Raw genomic sequence first — 16835 nt, forward strand, 5'->3', positions numbered from 1 at the left:
GTCCGGTCAGCGTCAGGGACCTTTTTTGTTTTCTGGCGCTCCCAGCCATACAGTCCCTCTTTCATCAAACCCCTGGCTGCGATACCCGTAAATATCGGTACGAAGGCGAATCTGGGCATTAGCCGGGGCTTTCACGTGCCATTCCCGGGTCTGGTCGGCAAACACATAGGGAAAGCCTTGAACGGGCTGGGTGGACTGTTCCAGCAAATCGTTTTTTGTCAGATCATCACGGTCGGCGTTAGCTCGAAAGGCATCCAGACCGATGACCCGAAAGTTGGCACTGCCGACATTGCTGACACGGACTTGCCAGATGCCGTTCTGGTAACCGGTGACGATTCTGGGTTCTGGTTCAATGTTGTCAGGCGATACAAAAACAGGAAGGCCGATGCGCACTGCCATATTAGCGCCACCAGATTGCCGGGCCCGGGCGGCGGTGTCCTGAAGGTAAAGCCGGTAGCCTTTCTCTTCATCGGGCATGGCCGGCATATGGCGTAAACGGATGACCTGACGGCCCCCGGGCTTCAGCATCAGAATCGGCGGCGAGACGAAGATGTCATTGCTGGGCGTGAGATTGTCCTGATCACCGTCCTGTTGCCATCGCATCACTGTGGTTTGTAGCGTCACGGTGCTGTCGCTGTTGTTCTCGATGCTGAGTTGCGTGGTCGGGTTGTTGTCGTCGAACTGAACCCGCAACGGCGTGATGCGAAAACTGCCGGCTTGTGAGGAACAAGCCAGCAGGAATGACAACAAAAAAACAAGCAGGCGCGGGCGAAATGCCAGGCAATACCTGGCTCCGGCGACGGGCATCCAGAGACTCCTCAGAATTCTACTGTGGCAGTCAGAACGTCCGTATAGTTACCCGCTACGACGGTGTTGCCGGTTTGATCCCCGGGAATGCTGCCGATAGAGGTATAGAGGCCAGTGAAGAGATTGACCAGCCCAAGCACATCCTGGCTGACCACGGTTTCCGTGAAGCTCAGCTCGTAGTTGACCTGGTTGGTCGTGGCGACCGCACCGCCACCCACACCATCCATGATGCTGGTTACGATCGGGCCCTGTGAACCTGCGGTAGTGGTGGTGGTGAAGCTGACTGACCCGCCTGTCACTCTCGGGCCTTCCAGGGTAACGCTGACTGGTGAAGTGGTGCAGGCCACGTAAACCCCGGGTATCGTCAAGGCTTGTGCTGTCAGGGGATCCAGAATGGCGGCAAGGGCAGTGTTGAGCACACCGATGGGGGTGTTCAGCGTCAGCGTATCATCATTGCCTGCGCCGCCATCTGCGCCAGCATTGGGATGCGCATCGTTACCGGTAATGGCATTGCCGGTAGCGGTATTAGCGGTGATCACGTTGTTCACACCTCCTGACGGGATCGGCGCGGACAGCACACCAAAGTCAGTACCAATAGCTGCCACGTCACAGGCATCTGCCAGGGTCACGATATTGGTCATGGTGTTGGTGACGGCCGTAGCATTCATGGAAGCGGCTACCAGAATGGAGCCAACGCCGGCTAACTGGATATGTTTTTTCATCACAACAAGCTCCTTGCCTGGAGGTTTCCCTGCGCACATGGTGGTCGGCACGATCACAAGTGGTCGTTAATCTGCCGCTACTTTCCGATTGCGCAATACACGAAAAATAGTGAACTACTTCACAAATAGCATAAGTCTATTGATGTACAGAAAAATAGTTAAAGATTGTGTTTTTCGTATGAATGGCGTTCGCCTGACGTTTGCCGCGTGCGCTGATGGAGGGTTGAAGCAGGGTAGAGGGGGCGCGGTTAACTAGCCTGTTCGGGTCGGTATCATAAAAACGGGCCCGCCATCTTGCGATGACGGGCCCGTGCTCCCTGGTCCTGAGGGAGGTAACCGGTCAGGGCTGCGGTGTGCGAATCACCAGCAGCCGTTCTTCTGTCATGTCATTGATGGCCCAGCGGATGCCTTCGCGGCCCAGGCCGGAGTCCTTCACGCCGCCGTAGGGCATGTTGTCCACTCGCCAGCTGGGTACGTCGCCGATCACCACGCCACCCACTTCCAGCTCGTCCCAGGCTTTCTGGGCCTTGTACAGGTCGCGGGTGAAGATGCCGGCCTGCAGGCCGAACTTGGATTCGTTGACGGTGTTCAGGGCGTCGTCGAAATCACTGAAGCGGCTGATCACTGCCACCGGGCCGAAGGCTTCCTCTTCGACGATGTTGGTTCCCTTGGGGGCGTCTTCCAGCAGGGTAGCCTGCAGCATGGCGCCGTCGCGCTTGCCGCCCACCAGCAGGGTGGCGCCGGCATCCACCGCTTCATTGATCCATTTTTCCAGGCGGGTGGCTTCGCCTTCGGAAATCACCGGGCCGATAAAGGTGTCTTCGTCTTTCGGGTCACCCATTTTCAGGGAGGCGGTTTTTTCCACCAGTTTGGCTTTCAACTCGTCGTAGATGGCGTCGTGGATCAGGATGCGCTGTACGCCGATGCAGCTCTGGCCAGACTGGTAGAAGGCGCCGAAGACGATACGCTCCATGGCATCGTTCAGGTCTGCATCTTCATCGACGATCACGGCGGCATTGCCGCCCAGCTCCAGAATCACCGGTTTCTTGCCAGCGCGAGCCTTCAGGTCCCAGCCCACGTCCGGGCTGCCGGTAAAGCTGAGCAGTTTGAAGCGCTCGTCGGTGGTGAACAGGTCGGCGCCTTCGCGATGACAGGGCAAAATAGAAAACGCGCCCTTAGGCAGATCGGTCTCCGCCAACACTTCACCGATGATGATGGCGCCGATGGGCGTGCGGCTGGCCGGCTTGAGCACAAAGGGGCAGCCGGCGGCGATGGCCGGGGCCACTTTGTGAGCCGCCAGGTTCAACGGGAAGTTGAACGGGGAAATAAACGAGCACGGGCCGATGGGTACGCGCTTGACCATGCCGCGATAGCCTTTGGCACGGGCGGAGATTTCCAGGTTGGGCATTTCGCCATCGATGCGCACGGCTTCTTCGGCGGCCACCCGGAAGGTGTCGATCAGGCGGCCTACTTCACCACGGGCATCCTTGATGGGTTTACCCGCTTCAATACACAGGGCCAGGGCCAGCTCTTCGTAGCGTTCTTCAAAACGTTTCACGCAGTGGTAGAGGATCGCCTGGCGCTCGTAGGGAGCCAGTTTTGCCATGGCGCCAGCGGCCTTGTCGGCGGCGTCGATGGCTTTATCAATAGTGGCCGCATCGGCCATGGCCACTCGCGTGGCGACTTCACCGCTGTACTTGTCGGTGACATCCAGATCCTGGTTGGCGAAGACCGCTTCGTTGGCCAGGTAGTAGGGGTAGGCGTCTTTTAGCATGTCGGTTCCTTAATGGTGTTGCAGGCCACTACCATTCGCGATGCAAGCATCGCTTCCCACGGGGTGCAGGTGTTTGTGGGAAGTCATGCTTGCATGACGAAGCCAGTGGCACCTCGATCACAGCTTGCTGCTTAATTCGCGGATTTCCTGATTGAGAATGCGGCTGTTGTCGCGGTAATCCACCATGCAGTCGATCACATGCACGCCGCCGGTCTGGTAGCACTCTTCTACCAGGGGCCCCAGGCCGGCAGTGGATTCCACTCGGTGGCCATAGGCGCCGTAGGAGCGGGCGTAGTCGACGAAATCCGGGTTGCCGAAATCCAGACCGAAGTCCTGAAAATCCATGTCGTTCTGTTTCCACTTGATCATGCCGTAGCCATCATCGCGCAGAATCAGTACCACCAGATCCAGCCTCAGGCGAACAGCGGTTTCCAGTTCCTGGCTGTTCATCATGAAGCCACCGTCACCGACGATAGCCATGACGCGGCGGTCCGGGTTCACCATCTTGGCGGCCATGCCGGAGGGCAGGCCTGCGCCCATGGTGGCCAGGGCATTGTCCAGCAGCACGGTATTGGGTTTGGTGGCCGGGTAGTTACGGGCAAACCAGATTTTGTACATGCCGTTATCCAGGGTGAGGATGCCATCCTCGGGCATGATCTTGCGGATCTCGTCCACCAGCCGCTGGGGGCGGATCGGGAAGCTGTCGTCCACGATGCCTTCGCGGATGTGTTTCTGCAGCGCATCACGAATGCGGTGGAAGTCTGAAAAGCTCCAGTGCTCCTGGGGATCGAGACGTTCCTTGAGCTGCCACAGGCTGTTGGCGATGTCGCCCACCACTTCGATCTGCGGGAAGTACACCGGATCCACCTGGGCGGAGTTGAAGTTGATGTGAACCACTTCGGCGCCACCGGGGCGCATGAAGAAAGGCGGCTTTTCCACCACATCGTGGCCCACGTTGATGATCAGGTCGGCCTGGTCGATGGCGCGGTGTACGAAGTCGCCGTCGGACAGCGCGGTGTTGCCCAGGAAGTGCGGGCCAGTTTCGTCGACGACACCTTTACCCATCTGGGTGGTGATCACCGGAATGCCCAGTTTTTCCACGAACTGGCGCAGCATCTTGCTGGTCAGCTTGCGGTTGGCGCCGGCGCCGGCCAGCAGCAGTGGCTTGCGGGCGCCCTGGATGGCTTCGATGGCCTTGCAGATGGCCTTGTCTTCGGCAATCGGGCGGCGGGTTGAGCTGGGCTCGGTGACCGGCATGGTGGAGTGTTCGCGGGCAATATCTTCCGGCAGCTCCAGGTGAGTGGCGCCGGGTCGCTCTTCCTGGGCCAGGCGGAAGGCCTCGCGGATGCGGGTGGGGATGCTGTCGCCGCTGACCACCTGTTTGGTGAACTTGGTCAGCGGGCGCATCATGTCCACCACATCGATAATCTGGAACTGGCCCTGCTTGCTGGTCTTGATCGGCTTCTGGCCGGTGATCATGACCATGGGCATGGCGCCCAGCTGGGCATAGGCAGCGGCGGTCACGAAGTTGGTGGCGCCGGGGCCCAGGGTGGACATGCAGACACCGGCCTTGCCGGTGAGTCGACCATAGGTGGACGCCATGAAACCGGCGGCCTGCTCATGGCGGGTAATCACCAGTTTGATTTTCGAGCCGCGCAGGGACTCCAGCAGGTCCAGGTTTTCTTCCCCGGGGATGGCGAAGACGTGTTCAACCCCTTCGGCTTCCAGGGCGCGAACGAACAAATCTGATGCTTTCATGGTGCGTTGTCTCCAGTTGATCCCGCTATCGGTTTTGTCTGTTAGTGGGAGTCCACGATGCGTGGCTGTCAAAATTCACCGCGGTTAATGCAAGGATGGTGCCGCATTTTCCTCATGCTGGTGCAGGAAAGTTGCTTTAAGTTGGTGCGCCACCTGCACGACGGGCTTCACTATAGCGCGCCGGGGCCGGGAACAGGTATGGGGTAATCTGATCTGTTTCATTAACAAATGTGATATTCCCGCTTGAGGCCGCAGGCGGGTCACGGCAGAGTCTGCGCTAGCAGGCTGCCAAGGAGCGATCACTATGAAAAAAATCTGGTTTATCGGGGCCGTATCGCTACTGGCGTTGCTGGCAGCGGGGGTAGCGGGTGTGCATCGCTGGTTCAATCCGCCACCGCCACCGGTGCAGCTGTTTACCAACGGTACCATCATGACCATGGATCCGGGCAATCCTCAGGTGGATGCCATGCTGGTCAAGCGCGGCGAGATCGTGGCGCTGGGTGACAGCGATGCCCTGCGTGATCAGGTGAGTCGCGATGTGCGGGTGGTGGATCTGCAGGGTGGGGTGTTGATGCCCGGCTTTATCGAGGCCCACGGCCATTTCCCCGGAGAGGGACTGTCGGCGGTGGCAGTGGATGCCAACAGTCCGCCAATTGGCGACCTGGACAGTATTGCCACCTTGTTGGAGCGGTTGCGCACCCTGGCCCAGCGACGCCCGGACGGAACGCTGATGGCCTTCGGGTTCGACGACACCACCGTGAGCGACCAGCGTTATCCCACCCGGGCGGAACTGGATACCGTCAGCGACAGCCGACCGATCATGGTGATGCACATCTCCGGCCATCTGGGGGTGGTAAACACGGCGGCTCTGAAGGTCATGTCCATCACTGAGAACGTGCAGGATCCGCCCGGTGGCTATTATGGTCGCGACAGTGAAGGCCGCCTCAATGGCTTGCTGGCAGAGACCGCGTTCAACCCGGTGCGTGCCAACCTGTTGAAGCTGTCGGCCATGGATGGCTACCGGGTCATGCGCCGGGCCTCACGGTTGTACCTGTCACGGGGGATTACCTTTGCCCAGAACGGCCTGGCCGATACCACCACCATCAAGGCGTTAGTGCCGGCGTTGCGGTTCGGGCTGATCCCGCTGCGGCTCAGTGTCTGGCCGGATGCGGCCGCCGAGCAGGCAAGGCAGGACGGCCAGTGGACCCTGCCGGAGGGTGAGCGAGTTCATCTGGGGTCGGTGAAGCTGGTCAGTGATGGTTCCTTGCAGGGCTATACCGGTTTTCTCAACGACCCTTATTTTTCCGTGCCCGAGGATCACCCGCCGGAATATTTGGGTTTCCCCAACCAGTCGCCGCAGCAGCTCTCCGATCAGGTGGTGCAGTTCCATTGTGCCGGTCGGCAGACCGCGATCCATGCCAATGGTGATGCGGCCATCAGCATGAGCCTGGATGCGGTGGCGGCGGCCCGCCAGCGGTGCCCGGACGTGACCGTGCAACCGGTACTGATCCATGCCCAGATGGCCACCGGCGAACAACTGACGCGTATGCAGGCGCTGGACGTGATTCCCTCTTTCTTCAACAACCATGTGTACTACTGGGGCGATCGTCACAGGGATATTTTCCTGGGGCCGGAGCGGGCAGCACGCATCAGTCCACTGGCGGAAGCGGCGGATGCGGGGCTGCGCTTTACCCTGCATGCGGATTCACCGGTAGTGCCGTTCCAGCCATTGCAACTGGTATGGAATGCCACCCAGCGTCGCACGGCATCCGGCGCCATGCTGGGGCCGGAGCAGGCGATTGCGGTGGAGCGGGCCCTGCAGGCGGTGACCGTAGACGCCGCCAGTCAGCTGGGCGTGGCAGATCGGGTCGGGCAATTGCGTCTCGGCATGCGCGCGGATCTGGTCTGGCTGGATCGCGATCCGCGAGAATTTATCGGTGACTGGTCGTCTATCCAGGTGCGAGGGACCTGGGTGGATGGGGTACGCCGTTATCCGGAAAGGATCGCGGAGTAGGTGAGAGTGGGGCCATCGATGCGGCCCCTGTCACTTCACACTGAGAGGAACTAGTGCCAGGTGCCTTCCAGGTTCTCGCACTGCTCCAGAAATTCCTCGGCGCTCATTTCAACCGTGTACGGGTCAAGGTGTGAGGCCACCTGTTCCTTTAGCTGCCCGACTACTTTGGACATGACTGTCAGGGTTTCTTCTACCTGCTCAATCGTTTCCAACAGGTCTTCGGCTTCTTGCTGGTAATCATCTCTGTCGTCGTAATCGCTCATGCGAAGCCTCCTGCAGTTAAGGTGAGCCAGTTTGTTGTGCCTTGTCCAAGCTCCACTCCATGTTGCCAACGATGCCGGCACAAAACAAACGGGAAATACCCGGTGTTGGTGAATGTTTCGCCACTCGGGACGGGTGGTCGCAGTTTCTGTCTCAGCGTGTCGATGGTTGATTGCCGCACAGAGAGCAGGAAATACCCGGATTAAAATGGCAGGCCAGATTCACGTTTGGGCTGTTTTCTCTGTGATCTTCTGTGCTGGAAGGCCAAAAAAAAGGGCGCCGAAGCGCCCTTGGTGTACCACGATCACTCCCAGGAGAGCGCGCCGCCCACCTGGTATTCGGTCACCCGCGTTTCGAAGAAGTTTTTCTCCTTGCGCAGGTCCATGATTTCGCTCATCCACGGGAAGGGGTTGTTCACGCCTTTGAACTGCTCCGGCAGGCCCAGCTGGACCAGACGGCGGTTGGCGATGAACTGCAGGTACTCTTCCATCATGGCGGCGTTCATGCCGAGCACGCCGCGGGGCATGGTGTCGCGGGCATATTGAATTTCCAGCTCGGTACCTTCCAGGATCATCTGGGTGGCCTTGTCGCGCATCTGGGAATCCCACAGGTGCGGGTTTTCCAGTTTGATCTGGTTGATCACGTCCACGCCGAAGTTCACGTGCATGGATTCGTCACGCAGGATGTACTGGAACTGCTCGGCCACACCGGTCATCTTGTTGCGCCGGCCCATGGACAGGATCTGGGTGAAGCCGCAGTAGAAGAAGATGCCTTCCAGTACGCAGTAGAAGGCGATCAGGTTTTCCAGCAGCGCCTTGTCGGTTTCCACGGTGCCGGTTTTGAATTCCGGGTCGGACAGGTCGCGGGTGTATTGGATACCCCATTGCGCTTTCTTCGCTACTGAGGGAATCTCCTGGTACATGTTGAAGATTTCGCCTTCATCCATGCCCAGTGACTCGATGCAGTACTGGTAGGCGTGGGTGTGGATGGCTTCTTCAAAGGACTGACGCAGGATGTACTGGCGGCACTCCGGGTTGGTGATCAGGCGGTAGATAGCCAGCACCAGGTTGTTGGCGACCAGGGAATCGGCGGTGGAGAAGAAACCCAGGTTGCGCTTGACGATACGACGCTCGTCGTCAGTCAGGCCGTCGGTTTTCTTCCACAGCGCCAGGTCGGCGTTCATGTTCACTTCCTGGGGCATCCAGTGGTTGGCGCAGCCATCCAGGTATTTCTGCCAGGCCCAGTCGTACTTGAACGGCACCAGCTGGTTCAAGTCGGCGCGGCAGTTGATCATGCGCTTGTCGTCGACTTCCACGCGGCCGGCGGTGCCTTCCAGCTCGGCAACGCCTTCGCTGGCATCCATTTGCGACACAGTGGCGCGGGCGCGAGCTACGGCGTCGGTGGTGTCTCGTTCGGTTCGTCCTTGTCGCTGTTCGTCGGCTCCGCCTGTAATCGGCGCACTTCCCGCTCCCGGTGCTTTAGCTTCAGGTGCCGCTTGGTCAGATACCGTCTCAGGTTGCGGCGGCGTTGCGGGGCTTGGCTGCGGTTTGGCGACAGGCGTCTCTTGCGCATTAAATTCGTCCCAGTTCAGCATGTGCTCTCTCCATATTCTTTCAGGGATGACGCCGTGGCGTCATCGATGGTGCATTGTTTTAAGTGGCTTGGGGCCGGCAGCTGGACGCTTGGCGCTCGAAGAATGGCAAGCGTCGAGCGTCCGGCAGCTGGCACCTTACTGACAAGCCTCGCAATCCGGGTCATCAATGGAGCAGGCCTGCGGTACGTCAGCAGCCTGGTTGAATTCGGCAGGGGCCTGCGGGGCGGCGGAGACCCGGTTGAGCTTGCCGTCATTGATGGTGGATTTTTCCGTTTGGGTTGCCCCGATGGCGCGCAGGTAATAGGTGGTTTTCAAACCCAGCAACCAGGCCATCTTGTACGTCACGTCCAGTTTCTTGCCGTTGGCTTCGGCAATGTACAGGTTCAGCGACTGAGCCTGATCGATCCACTTCTGGCGACGGCTTGCCGCTTCCACCAGCCAGCGCGGTTCCACTTCAAAGGCGGTGCGGAACTGCTCTTTCAGGTCGGCCGGGATCCGTTCGATGGGCTGTGCAGAACCATCGTAGTATTTCAGGTCGTTGACCATTACGTTGTCCCACAGGCCGCGATCTTTCAGTGCCTTCACCAGGTAGGGATTGACCACGGTGAACTCGCCGGACAGGTTCGATTTCACATACAGGTTCTGGTATGTGGGCTCAATGGACTGTGAAACCCCGGTGATGTTGGCGATGGTGGCGGTGGGGGCGATGGCCATGACGTTGGAGTTACGCATGCCTTTCTTTGCCATCTCGCGCACGTTGTTCCAGTCCAGGGACTGGCTGCGATCCACCTTGCAGTATTCCTCGCCACGTTGCTTGACCAGAATGTCGATGGAGTCGATAGGCAGTACGCCCTGGCTCCACAGGGACCCTTCGAAGGTCTGGTAGGCGCCACGCTCTTCGGCCAGTTTGGCGGAGGCCTGGATGGCGTAGTAGCTCACCGCTTCCATGGAATTGTCGGCGAATTTCACCGCGCCTTCGGAGGCGTAGCTGATGCCCTGCTTATACAGCGCGTCCTGGAAGCCCATGATGCCCAGCCCGACCGGACGGTGCTTCATGTTGGAACGTTCTGCCTGGGGCACGCTGTAGTAGTTGATGTCGATCACGTTATCGAGCATGCGCACGGCGGTGTTGATGGTGCCTTGCAGCTTCTCGATATCCAGGCCGTTTTCGTCCACGTGCTGGGCCAGGTTCACGGAACCCAGGTTACACACGGCGATTTCTTCCTGGTTGGTGTTCAGGGTGATCTCGGTGCACAGGTTGGAGGAGTGCACCACGCCCACGTGCTGCTGCGGGCTACGCAGGTTGCACGGATCCTTGAAGGTGAACCAGGGGTGGCCTGTTTCAAACAGCATGGAGAGCATCTTGCGCCACAGGTTGATGGCGGGGACGCGCTTGAACAGCTTCATTTCGCCGCTGCGGGTTTTCGCTTCGTATTCCAGGTACGCCTTCTCGAACGCTTCGCCGTACAGATCGTGCAGGTCCGGGGCGTCGTTGGGGCTGAACAGGGTCCACTCTTCTTCGTTGATTACGCGCTTCATGAACAGGTCGGGAATCCAGTTGGCGCTGTTCATGTCGTGGGTGCGACGGCGGTCGTCACCGGTGTTCTTGCGCAGCTCCAGGAATTCTTCGATATCCATGTGCCAGGTTTCCAGGTAGGCACAGACGGCGCCTTTGCGCTTGCCACCCTGGTTAACGGCAACGGCGGTATCGTTGACCACCTTCAGGAACGGTACCACGCCCTGGGAGCGACCATTGGTGCCCTTGATGTAGGCGCCCAGTGCACGTACCGGGGTCCAGTCGTTACCCAGGCCGCCGGCAAACTTGGACAGCATGGCGTTGTCTTGAATGGCGCCATAAATGCCGTGCAGGTCGTCGGGCACGGTGGTCAGGTAGCAGCTGGACAGCTGCGGGCGCAGGGTGCCGGCGTTGAACAGGGTCGGCGTGGAGCTCATGTAGTCGAAGCTGGACAGCAAGTTGTAGAACTCGATGGCGCGGGCTTCGCGGTTGTCTTCTTCCACGGCCAGGCCCATGGCCACACGCATGAAGAAGCACTGGGGCAGCTCGATGCGGGTGTCGTTGTGGTGGATGAAATAACGGTCGTACAGGGTCTGCAGGCCCAGGTAGGAGAACTGCAGGTCGCGGTTGCCATCCAGAGCGGCGCCCAGCTTGTCCAGGTCAAACTCGGCCAGTTGCGGTGACAGCAGTTCCAGCTCGATGCCTTTGCCGATGTAGGCTTTCAGCGCTTCACCGTAAAGGGCGTTCATTTCATCGTGGCTGGCGCGCTCGGCGACATTCAGAAATTGCAGGGCTTCGGCGCGGATCTTGTCCATCAGCAGGCGTGCAGTGACCTGGGAGTAGTTGGGCTCCACTTCGATCATGGTGCGGGCAGTAATCACCATGGAGGTGTTCACGTCATGGATGGACACACCGTCGTACAGGTTCTTCACCGTTTCGGTGATGATCTTGTCGGCGTTCACGTCTTCCAGGCCGGAGCAGGCCGCGCGAATCAGGTGCTCCAGGCGTGCCATGTCCAGCGGTGCCTTGCTGCCGTCTTCCATGGTGACGCTCATGTCCACCTGATGGGTGGGCTCGGGCAGGTCGTGGCTTTGTTCGGCGCGCTTGGCGGCCTGGCGCTCACGATACAGCACGTAATCACGGGCGACTTTCTGCTCGCCGTTACGCATCAGGGCCAATTCTACCTGGTCCTGAATTTCCTCAATGTGGATGGTGCCACCGGAGGGCATGCGACGCTTGAAGGTGGCGCTGACCTGCTCGGTGAGGCGCGCCACGGTTTCATGGATACGTGAGGAGGCGGCTGCGGTGCCGCCCTCTACCGCCAGAAACGCCTTGCTGATGGCCACGGTGATCTTGTCGTCATCGTAGCCGACCACTTTGCCATTGCGCTTGATAACGCGAAGCTGGCCCGGGGCGGTGCTGGCAATGGACTGGTCCTGGCCGCTGTCGTCGCCTGCCGGGGAGCCGGTGTGGTTGGGGTTTTGGCTCATATCCGTCTGCATGGTGCGCTCTCCGTTGTTTGTGCTGTTCTGTCTGTTGTCGGATTTGTGTGGTGGTGCCGGCGTGGTCTGGTGCCGCGTATGGCAACACCACGCAAAACGCCACAGCCGTCAGGCTATGGCGCAGTAAAATCTGTGTTGGATGGTGCCTGGTGGTCTAATTTGGATGTGGACCACTATATCTTGTGTCTTGTCCATGACGCTGATCTTGCCCCTGGTAGCCCGAAAAGCTCTAAATGGCTGATGTGACTCTATTTTTCGGTACGCTGGATGGTGTTATCCTGGGGTGGCAGCGATTTCACAAAAACCCAATATGTTGGGGTCGCCGCCTGACTTCAGTACAAGTTATAGTTGCGTCCGCGGATTTGCAAGCACTTCGCCTGGGGAAATTTTGTGGATAAGTTGTGGACCATTGTGGGTGCATTTAGCGCGCGCTTTTCCGGGGCAGGCCAGTACTAGATATTGTGTTTGTCAACTGTAAAAACTCTGCCGTGAAGCGGCTTCAGTGTACCTTTGGTATCAGCAAGGTTGCCGTGGACAGTGTCTATGCGTATAAACACCTGATAGGGATACGTTTGTTACAGTTTGCCGCCTTGTGCACTGTGTACGACGACAATAATGATACGAAGTGAAAAAGGATAAGGACGGGATGACAACGGTGCAGGATAACCCGCCAGCAATCATGATCGTGGAAGACGACGAACGACTTGCCGATCTTACCTGTGAATATCTGCAAACCAATGGTCTCAATGTGACGGTTGTCAGCGATGGCGAAGAAGCCATTCGTCGCATTCGTGCCGAGCAACCGGATCTGGTGGTACTGGATTTGATGTTGCCCGGGGCCGACGGCTTGACCGTCTGCCGCGAGGTTCGCAGCGCCTACAAGAATCCCATTCTCATGCTCACCGCCCGCACCGATGATATGGATCAGGTACTGGGCCTGGAGATGGGGGCCGATGATTATGTGGCCAAACCGGTAAAACCCCGGGTACTGCTGGCACGCATTCGTGCCTTGCTGCGCCGGGTGGAAACCGATAGCGAACGTGACAGCTCACCGGCGCGCCTGGAATTTGGCGCCCTGGTGATCGATAACTCTGCCCGGGAAGTAACCCTGGCCGGGGAATCGGTGGACCTGACCAGTGCCGAGTACGATCTGCTCTGGCTGCTGGCGTCCAATGCAGGCACGGTGCTGTCCCGGGAAACCATCTTCGAGAAGCTGCGTGGCATTCAATATGACGGCCAGGATCGTTCTATTGATGTGCGCATTTCCCGTATCCGCCCCAAGGTAGGGGATGACCCGGAAAACCCCAAGCGTATCAAGACGGTGCGATCCAAGGGCTATCTGTTCGTCAAGGAAATCGGCGCGGCCTGAGCGTTTCTGTGCCGTGGCGTGATGCTGGGTGACGCTTGAATAGTATTTTCCTGAGGCTCTACGGAGGCTTGTTGCTGGCGCTGTGTTTTATCGGCGCCATCACCTATGCCGCCGTACAGCTGGTTAACAGCTATCGCTCGGATATCTACCGGGAAGAAATGGCGCGGGGGACCTTCTACCTGATGGCGGAAGGGTTCCAGCGCTATGAACCCGGTGAGCGCGATCGCTGGAGCCAGGTGCTCAGCAAGCTGTTCAGTGCGGATATCCAGTTGCAGTCAGCCGCCGATCTGGAGTTGGGCTACCGGGAAACCCTGCAGCTGGAAGACGGCCTGGTGGTCATGCGCCTCAATGATGAAAAAGGGTATGCCGATATCCTTTTTCAGCTTCCCGGTGAGTCCGAGTACATCACTACCCGCATGACCAAGGTCTCCGAGCAGCAGGCCCGGGCCACTGCGGTGCTGGTGCTCAACCACCTTTCCCATTTCCCCGAAGACGAATGGGAGCAGGCCTTGGGGCGGCTCCAACAGCACTTCGGTTACCCTCTCAGTCTGGTGTCCCGGGACGATGTGCCCCTGGATCCGGAGCAGGAACAGCGCCTCAACCGCCGCGAAGTGGTTATCGGTCTGGATGACAGTACTCGTAGCGACTCCAGCATCCGTATTTATGCGCCGGTGGCGCAGACCGGCAAATTGCTGGTGATTGGCCCGCTCAGTCTTTTCGATCAGTTTCCCATGGAGTTGCTGCTGGTAGCGGGGGCTCTCAGCCTGCTGGCGGTGGCGCTGGCGACCTACCTGCAAGTGAGCCCGCTGCAACGCCGGCTCAAGCAGCTTGACCAGGCGGTAAGTCAGCTGGGCAGTGGTGATCTGGGTGCTTATGCAAACATTGAAGGTAATGATGCCATCGGCCAGGTGGCGGCCACCTTTAACGGTATGACCGCGCACATACGTCGCCTGATCGAATCCCAGCGGGAAATGACCCGGGCGGTGAGCCATGAACTGCGTACCCCGGTGGCGCGGTTGCGTTTTGGTTTGGAGATGCTGGCGGATATCGAGTCGGCGGAATTGCGCCGGGAAAAGCTCAATGCCCTGGATCATGACATCGAGCAGCTGGATAAGTTGATCGACGAAATCCTCACCTATGCCCGTCTGGAGCAGGGTACCCCCAATATCGAATTCAAGCCGGTGCTGCTGGGTGAGCTGTGCGAACAGTTACGCGAAGAGCTGGAAACCATTCGCGGCGACACCGTGATCACCGTGGACTGTGATCAGCCGGCCCTGGAAGTGGAGGCGGAAGAGCGCTACCTGCATCGGGTGCTGCAGAACCTGGTTACCAATGCTCTGCGCTACGCCGGCTCACAGATCGTCATGGTGGTTGGTGGCGACGAGGACCAGGTTGTTATCCATGTGGATGATAACGGCCCGGGGATTCCTGAGCATGAGCGGGAGCGGGTATTCAAACCCTTCGCCCGGCTGGATAAGAGCCGCCACCGCGCCAGCGGGGGCTATGGCCTTGGCCTGTCCATCGTCAAACGGATTGTCGACTGGCATGGTGGAGACATCCGCGTGGACGAGAGCCCCATGGGCGGGGCCCGGTTTACCGTCATTCTGCCGCGCAGCCAGCAGGGCCAGCATGTGCTGGGCCGGGTGAATTGAGCTACGAGCTACGCTCGTTGGATGGCATCGTAGGGTGGATTACGCCTTCGGCTAATCCACCCTAGGTTCAGCGGCTCCTCAATCGCCGATAAGGTCTATTCGGTTGTCCGATATCGTTCAATCTGTCATCCGGCCTTCATGTAAAATACGGTTCTCGACGCATCCCCGGGGATCGTCTGTCTGATCCAGCCACCAATACTGATAACAGGGTTAGCCGAGCCATGTCTTACATCCTTTCCATTGACCAGGGCACCACCAGTTCCCGCGCCATTGTGTTCGACGGCAGTGGCCGGGCCTGCGGGCAGGCGCAGAAAGAGTTCCGCCAGCATTTTCCCCATGACGGCTGGGTGGAACACGATGCCATGGAGATCTGGAACGATACCCTGGCGCTGTGTCAGCAGGCCCTGCGCAATGCCCATTTGGAAGCCCAGCAGTTGGCGGCCATTGGCATCACCAACCAGCGGGAAACCACCGTGCTGTGGGATCGCAAGACCGGTGACCCACTGGCCAAAGCCATCGTCTGGCAGGACCGGCGAACTGCCGGGCTCTGCAAGAGCCTGCGTGATGGTGGCCACGAGGACATGGTGCGCAACAAGACCGGCTTGCTGCTGGATCCCTATTTTTCCGCCACCAAACTGGCCTGGCTGCTGGATAATGTCCCCGGCGCCCGGCCGCGCGCCGAGGCGGGTGAGCTGGCGTTCGGCACCATCGATTGCTGGCTGCTCTGGCAATTGACCCGTGGCAAGGTGCATGCCACCGACGCCACCAATGCCTCACGCACCTTGTTGTTCAATATCCATGAACAGGCCTGGGATACGGCACTGCTGGAGCTTTTTGATATTCCCGCAGCGGTATTGCCGGAGGTGCGTGACAGCGCCGGGGAATTCGGGTCCACCTGCCCCGAGCTGTTGGGCGCCGCGGTCCCTGTGGCCGGCATTGCCGGGGACCAGCAGGCCGCGCTGGTAGGGCAGGCCTGTTTCCAGCCGGGTATGGTGAAAAGCACCTATGGCACTGGCTGCTTCATGGTGATGAATACCGGTGAGGCAGTGCAATCCCATAATCGCCTGCTCACCACGGTGGGTTACCGGCTCAATGGCAAAACCACCTATGCCCTGGAGGGCTCCATCTTTGTGGCCGGTGCAGCCATCCAGTGGCTGCGCGACGGCCTCAATCTGATCCGTGATGCCAGCGAAACCGAAGCGCTGGCACGCCGCGCCGGTTCCGCTGGGGGCGTCTATCTGGTGCCGGCCTTTACCGGACTCGGTGCTCCTTGGTGGGACCCCCACGCCCGGGGTGCCTTATTGGGATTGACCCGCGATACCGGGATTGCCGAAGTGGTAACGGCGGGACTGGAAGCAGTGTGCTACCAGTCCCGGGACTTGCTGGATGCCATGGCAGCGGACTGCGGTGCCCGGCCGACTACCTTGCGGGTGGATGGCGGCATGGTGGTCAATAACTGGCTGAGCCAGACCCTGGCGGATGTGCTGGGTGTTTGCGTGGACCGGCCCATGGTCACCGAAACCACGGCGCTGGGTGCGGCCTATCTGGCGGGGCTGGGGGTGGGTCTGTACGACTCTCTGGATGCGGTGGCCGAACAGTGGCGCTGCGAGCGGGAATTTACGCCGCTACTGGAAGAAGGCGAGCGCCAGCGGCGCTACCAGGGATGGCGTGAGGCGGTGGCACGGGTCTGCCAGAGCCCGGCGAGTGAATAGGCTTTGAGGTAAGTGCCCGAAAAATCAGGGACTTTTGTGCCACTTTTTTCATTGGCATGGCGATGGACGGTCCGGTTTCAGGGATGAAAACTGTGACGCGGTAGACATTTAGGGTTAGAGTTCACCCAACAATAATACTAAATTGCTACCAACG

General features: G+C 59.3%; 11 protein-coding genes. 4 read left to right on the plus strand and 7 right to left on the minus strand.

Annotated elements, in window-relative coordinates:
* Positions 1 to 12: 12 nt before the first annotated feature.
* From Q0Y02_RS11355 to Q0Y02_RS11370, 4 genes are all read right to left on the minus strand, one after another.
* The gene (locus Q0Y02_RS11355) at positions 13 to 807 is read right to left on the minus strand and encodes a fimbria/pilus periplasmic chaperone (RefSeq protein ID WP_297768233.1); all 795 of its coding nucleotides are present in this window, start codon (positions 805 to 807) and stop codon (positions 13 to 15) included.
* 11 nt (positions 808 to 818) lie between these two features.
* Positions 819 to 1529, minus strand: coding sequence for a hypothetical protein (locus Q0Y02_RS11360; RefSeq protein ID WP_297768238.1), 711 nt, complete (start codon positions 1527 to 1529; stop codon positions 819 to 821).
* A gap of 340 nt (positions 1530 to 1869) precedes the next feature.
* Positions 1870 to 3303: an aldehyde dehydrogenase family protein gene (locus Q0Y02_RS11365; protein ID WP_297768241.1), complete on the minus strand. Its 1434-nt coding sequence runs from the start codon at positions 3301 to 3303 to the stop codon at positions 1870 to 1872.
* Between the two features lie 117 nt (positions 3304 to 3420).
* Positions 3421 to 5061 (minus strand): acetolactate synthase large subunit, encoded by a 1641-nt coding sequence (locus tag Q0Y02_RS11370; RefSeq protein WP_297768244.1) that lies wholly within the window; start codon positions 5059 to 5061, stop codon positions 3421 to 3423.
* A 304-nt stretch (positions 5062 to 5365) separates the two neighbouring features.
* Between Q0Y02_RS11370 and Q0Y02_RS11375 the strand changes: the two genes are divergently transcribed.
* Positions 5366 to 7075 (plus strand): amidohydrolase, encoded by a 1710-nt coding sequence (locus tag Q0Y02_RS11375; protein ID WP_297768248.1) that lies wholly within the window; start codon positions 5366 to 5368, stop codon positions 7073 to 7075.
* Positions 7076 to 7125: 50 nt separating this feature from the next.
* Here the strand turns inward: Q0Y02_RS11375 and Q0Y02_RS11380 are convergent, their stop codons facing one another.
* The 3 genes from Q0Y02_RS11380 to Q0Y02_RS11390 form a co-directional block, all read right to left on the minus strand.
* The gene (locus tag Q0Y02_RS11380) at positions 7126 to 7338 is read right to left on the minus strand and encodes a hypothetical protein (RefSeq protein ID WP_035248960.1); all 213 of its coding nucleotides are present in this window, start codon (positions 7336 to 7338) and stop codon (positions 7126 to 7128) included.
* Between the two features lie 302 nt (positions 7339 to 7640).
* Positions 7641 to 8930 (minus strand): ribonucleotide-diphosphate reductase subunit beta, encoded by a 1290-nt coding sequence (locus Q0Y02_RS11385; RefSeq protein ID WP_035248944.1) that lies wholly within the window; start codon positions 8928 to 8930, stop codon positions 7641 to 7643.
* 135 nt (positions 8931 to 9065) lie between these two features.
* On the minus strand, positions 9066 to 11948 hold the full coding sequence (locus tag Q0Y02_RS11390; RefSeq protein ID WP_297768261.1) for a ribonucleoside-diphosphate reductase subunit alpha: 2883 nt from the start codon (positions 11946 to 11948) through the stop codon (positions 9066 to 9068).
* Positions 11949 to 12594: 646 nt separating this feature from the next.
* On the opposite strand from Q0Y02_RS11390, the gene Q0Y02_RS11395 reads away from it, so the two are divergent.
* From Q0Y02_RS11395 to glpK, 3 genes are all read left to right on the plus strand, one after another.
* Entirely contained in the window at positions 12595 to 13317 is a 723-nt protein-coding gene (locus Q0Y02_RS11395; RefSeq protein WP_062816885.1) for a response regulator, read from the plus strand.
* A 35-nt stretch (positions 13318 to 13352) separates the two neighbouring features.
* A complete protein-coding gene (locus Q0Y02_RS11400) occupies positions 13353 to 14969 on the plus strand; it encodes an ATP-binding protein (protein WP_297768267.1) in 1617 nt (538 codons plus the stop codon).
* 221 nt (positions 14970 to 15190) lie between these two features.
* Positions 15191 to 16681: a glycerol kinase GlpK gene (gene glpK, locus Q0Y02_RS11405; protein WP_297768270.1), complete on the plus strand. Its 1491-nt coding sequence runs from the start codon at positions 15191 to 15193 to the stop codon at positions 16679 to 16681.
* Positions 16682 to 16835 lie beyond the last annotated feature (154 nt).

Source organism: uncultured Alcanivorax sp. (genome assembly GCF_947258575.1).
Taxonomy (GTDB): domain Bacteria; phylum Pseudomonadota; class Gammaproteobacteria; order Pseudomonadales; family Alcanivoracaceae; genus Alcanivorax.

Coding starts and splice junctions, on each gene's coding strand:
- Q0Y02_RS11355 (WP_297768233.1), bottom strand. CDS start 807: ATGCCCGTCGCCGGAGCCAGGTATTGCCTGGCATTTCGCCCGCGCCTG.
- Q0Y02_RS11370 (WP_297768244.1), bottom strand. CDS start 5,061: ATGAAAGCATCAGATTTGTTCGTTCGCGCCCTGGAAGCCGAAGGGGTT.
- Q0Y02_RS11395 (WP_062816885.1), top strand. CDS start 12,595: ATGACAACGGTGCAGGATAACCCGCCAGCAATCATGATCGTGGAAGAC.
- Q0Y02_RS11365 (WP_297768241.1), bottom strand. CDS start 3,303: ATGCTAAAAGACGCCTACCCCTACTACCTGGCCAACGAAGCGGTCTTC.
- Q0Y02_RS11375 (WP_297768248.1), top strand. CDS start 5,366: ATGAAAAAAATCTGGTTTATCGGGGCCGTATCGCTACTGGCGTTGCTG.
- Q0Y02_RS11385 (WP_035248944.1), bottom strand. CDS start 8,930: ATGCTGAACTGGGACGAATTTAATGCGCAAGAGACGCCTGTCGCCAAA.
- Q0Y02_RS11360 (WP_297768238.1), bottom strand. CDS start 1,529: ATGAAAAAACATATCCAGTTAGCCGGCGTTGGCTCCATTCTGGTAGCC.
- glpK (WP_297768270.1), top strand. CDS start 15,191: ATGTCTTACATCCTTTCCATTGACCAGGGCACCACCAGTTCCCGCGCC.
- Q0Y02_RS11390 (WP_297768261.1), bottom strand. CDS start 11,948: ATGCAGACGGATATGAGCCAAAACCCCAACCACACCGGCTCCCCGGCA.
- Q0Y02_RS11380 (WP_035248960.1), bottom strand. CDS start 7,338: ATGAGCGATTACGACGACAGAGATGATTACCAGCAAGAAGCCGAAGAC.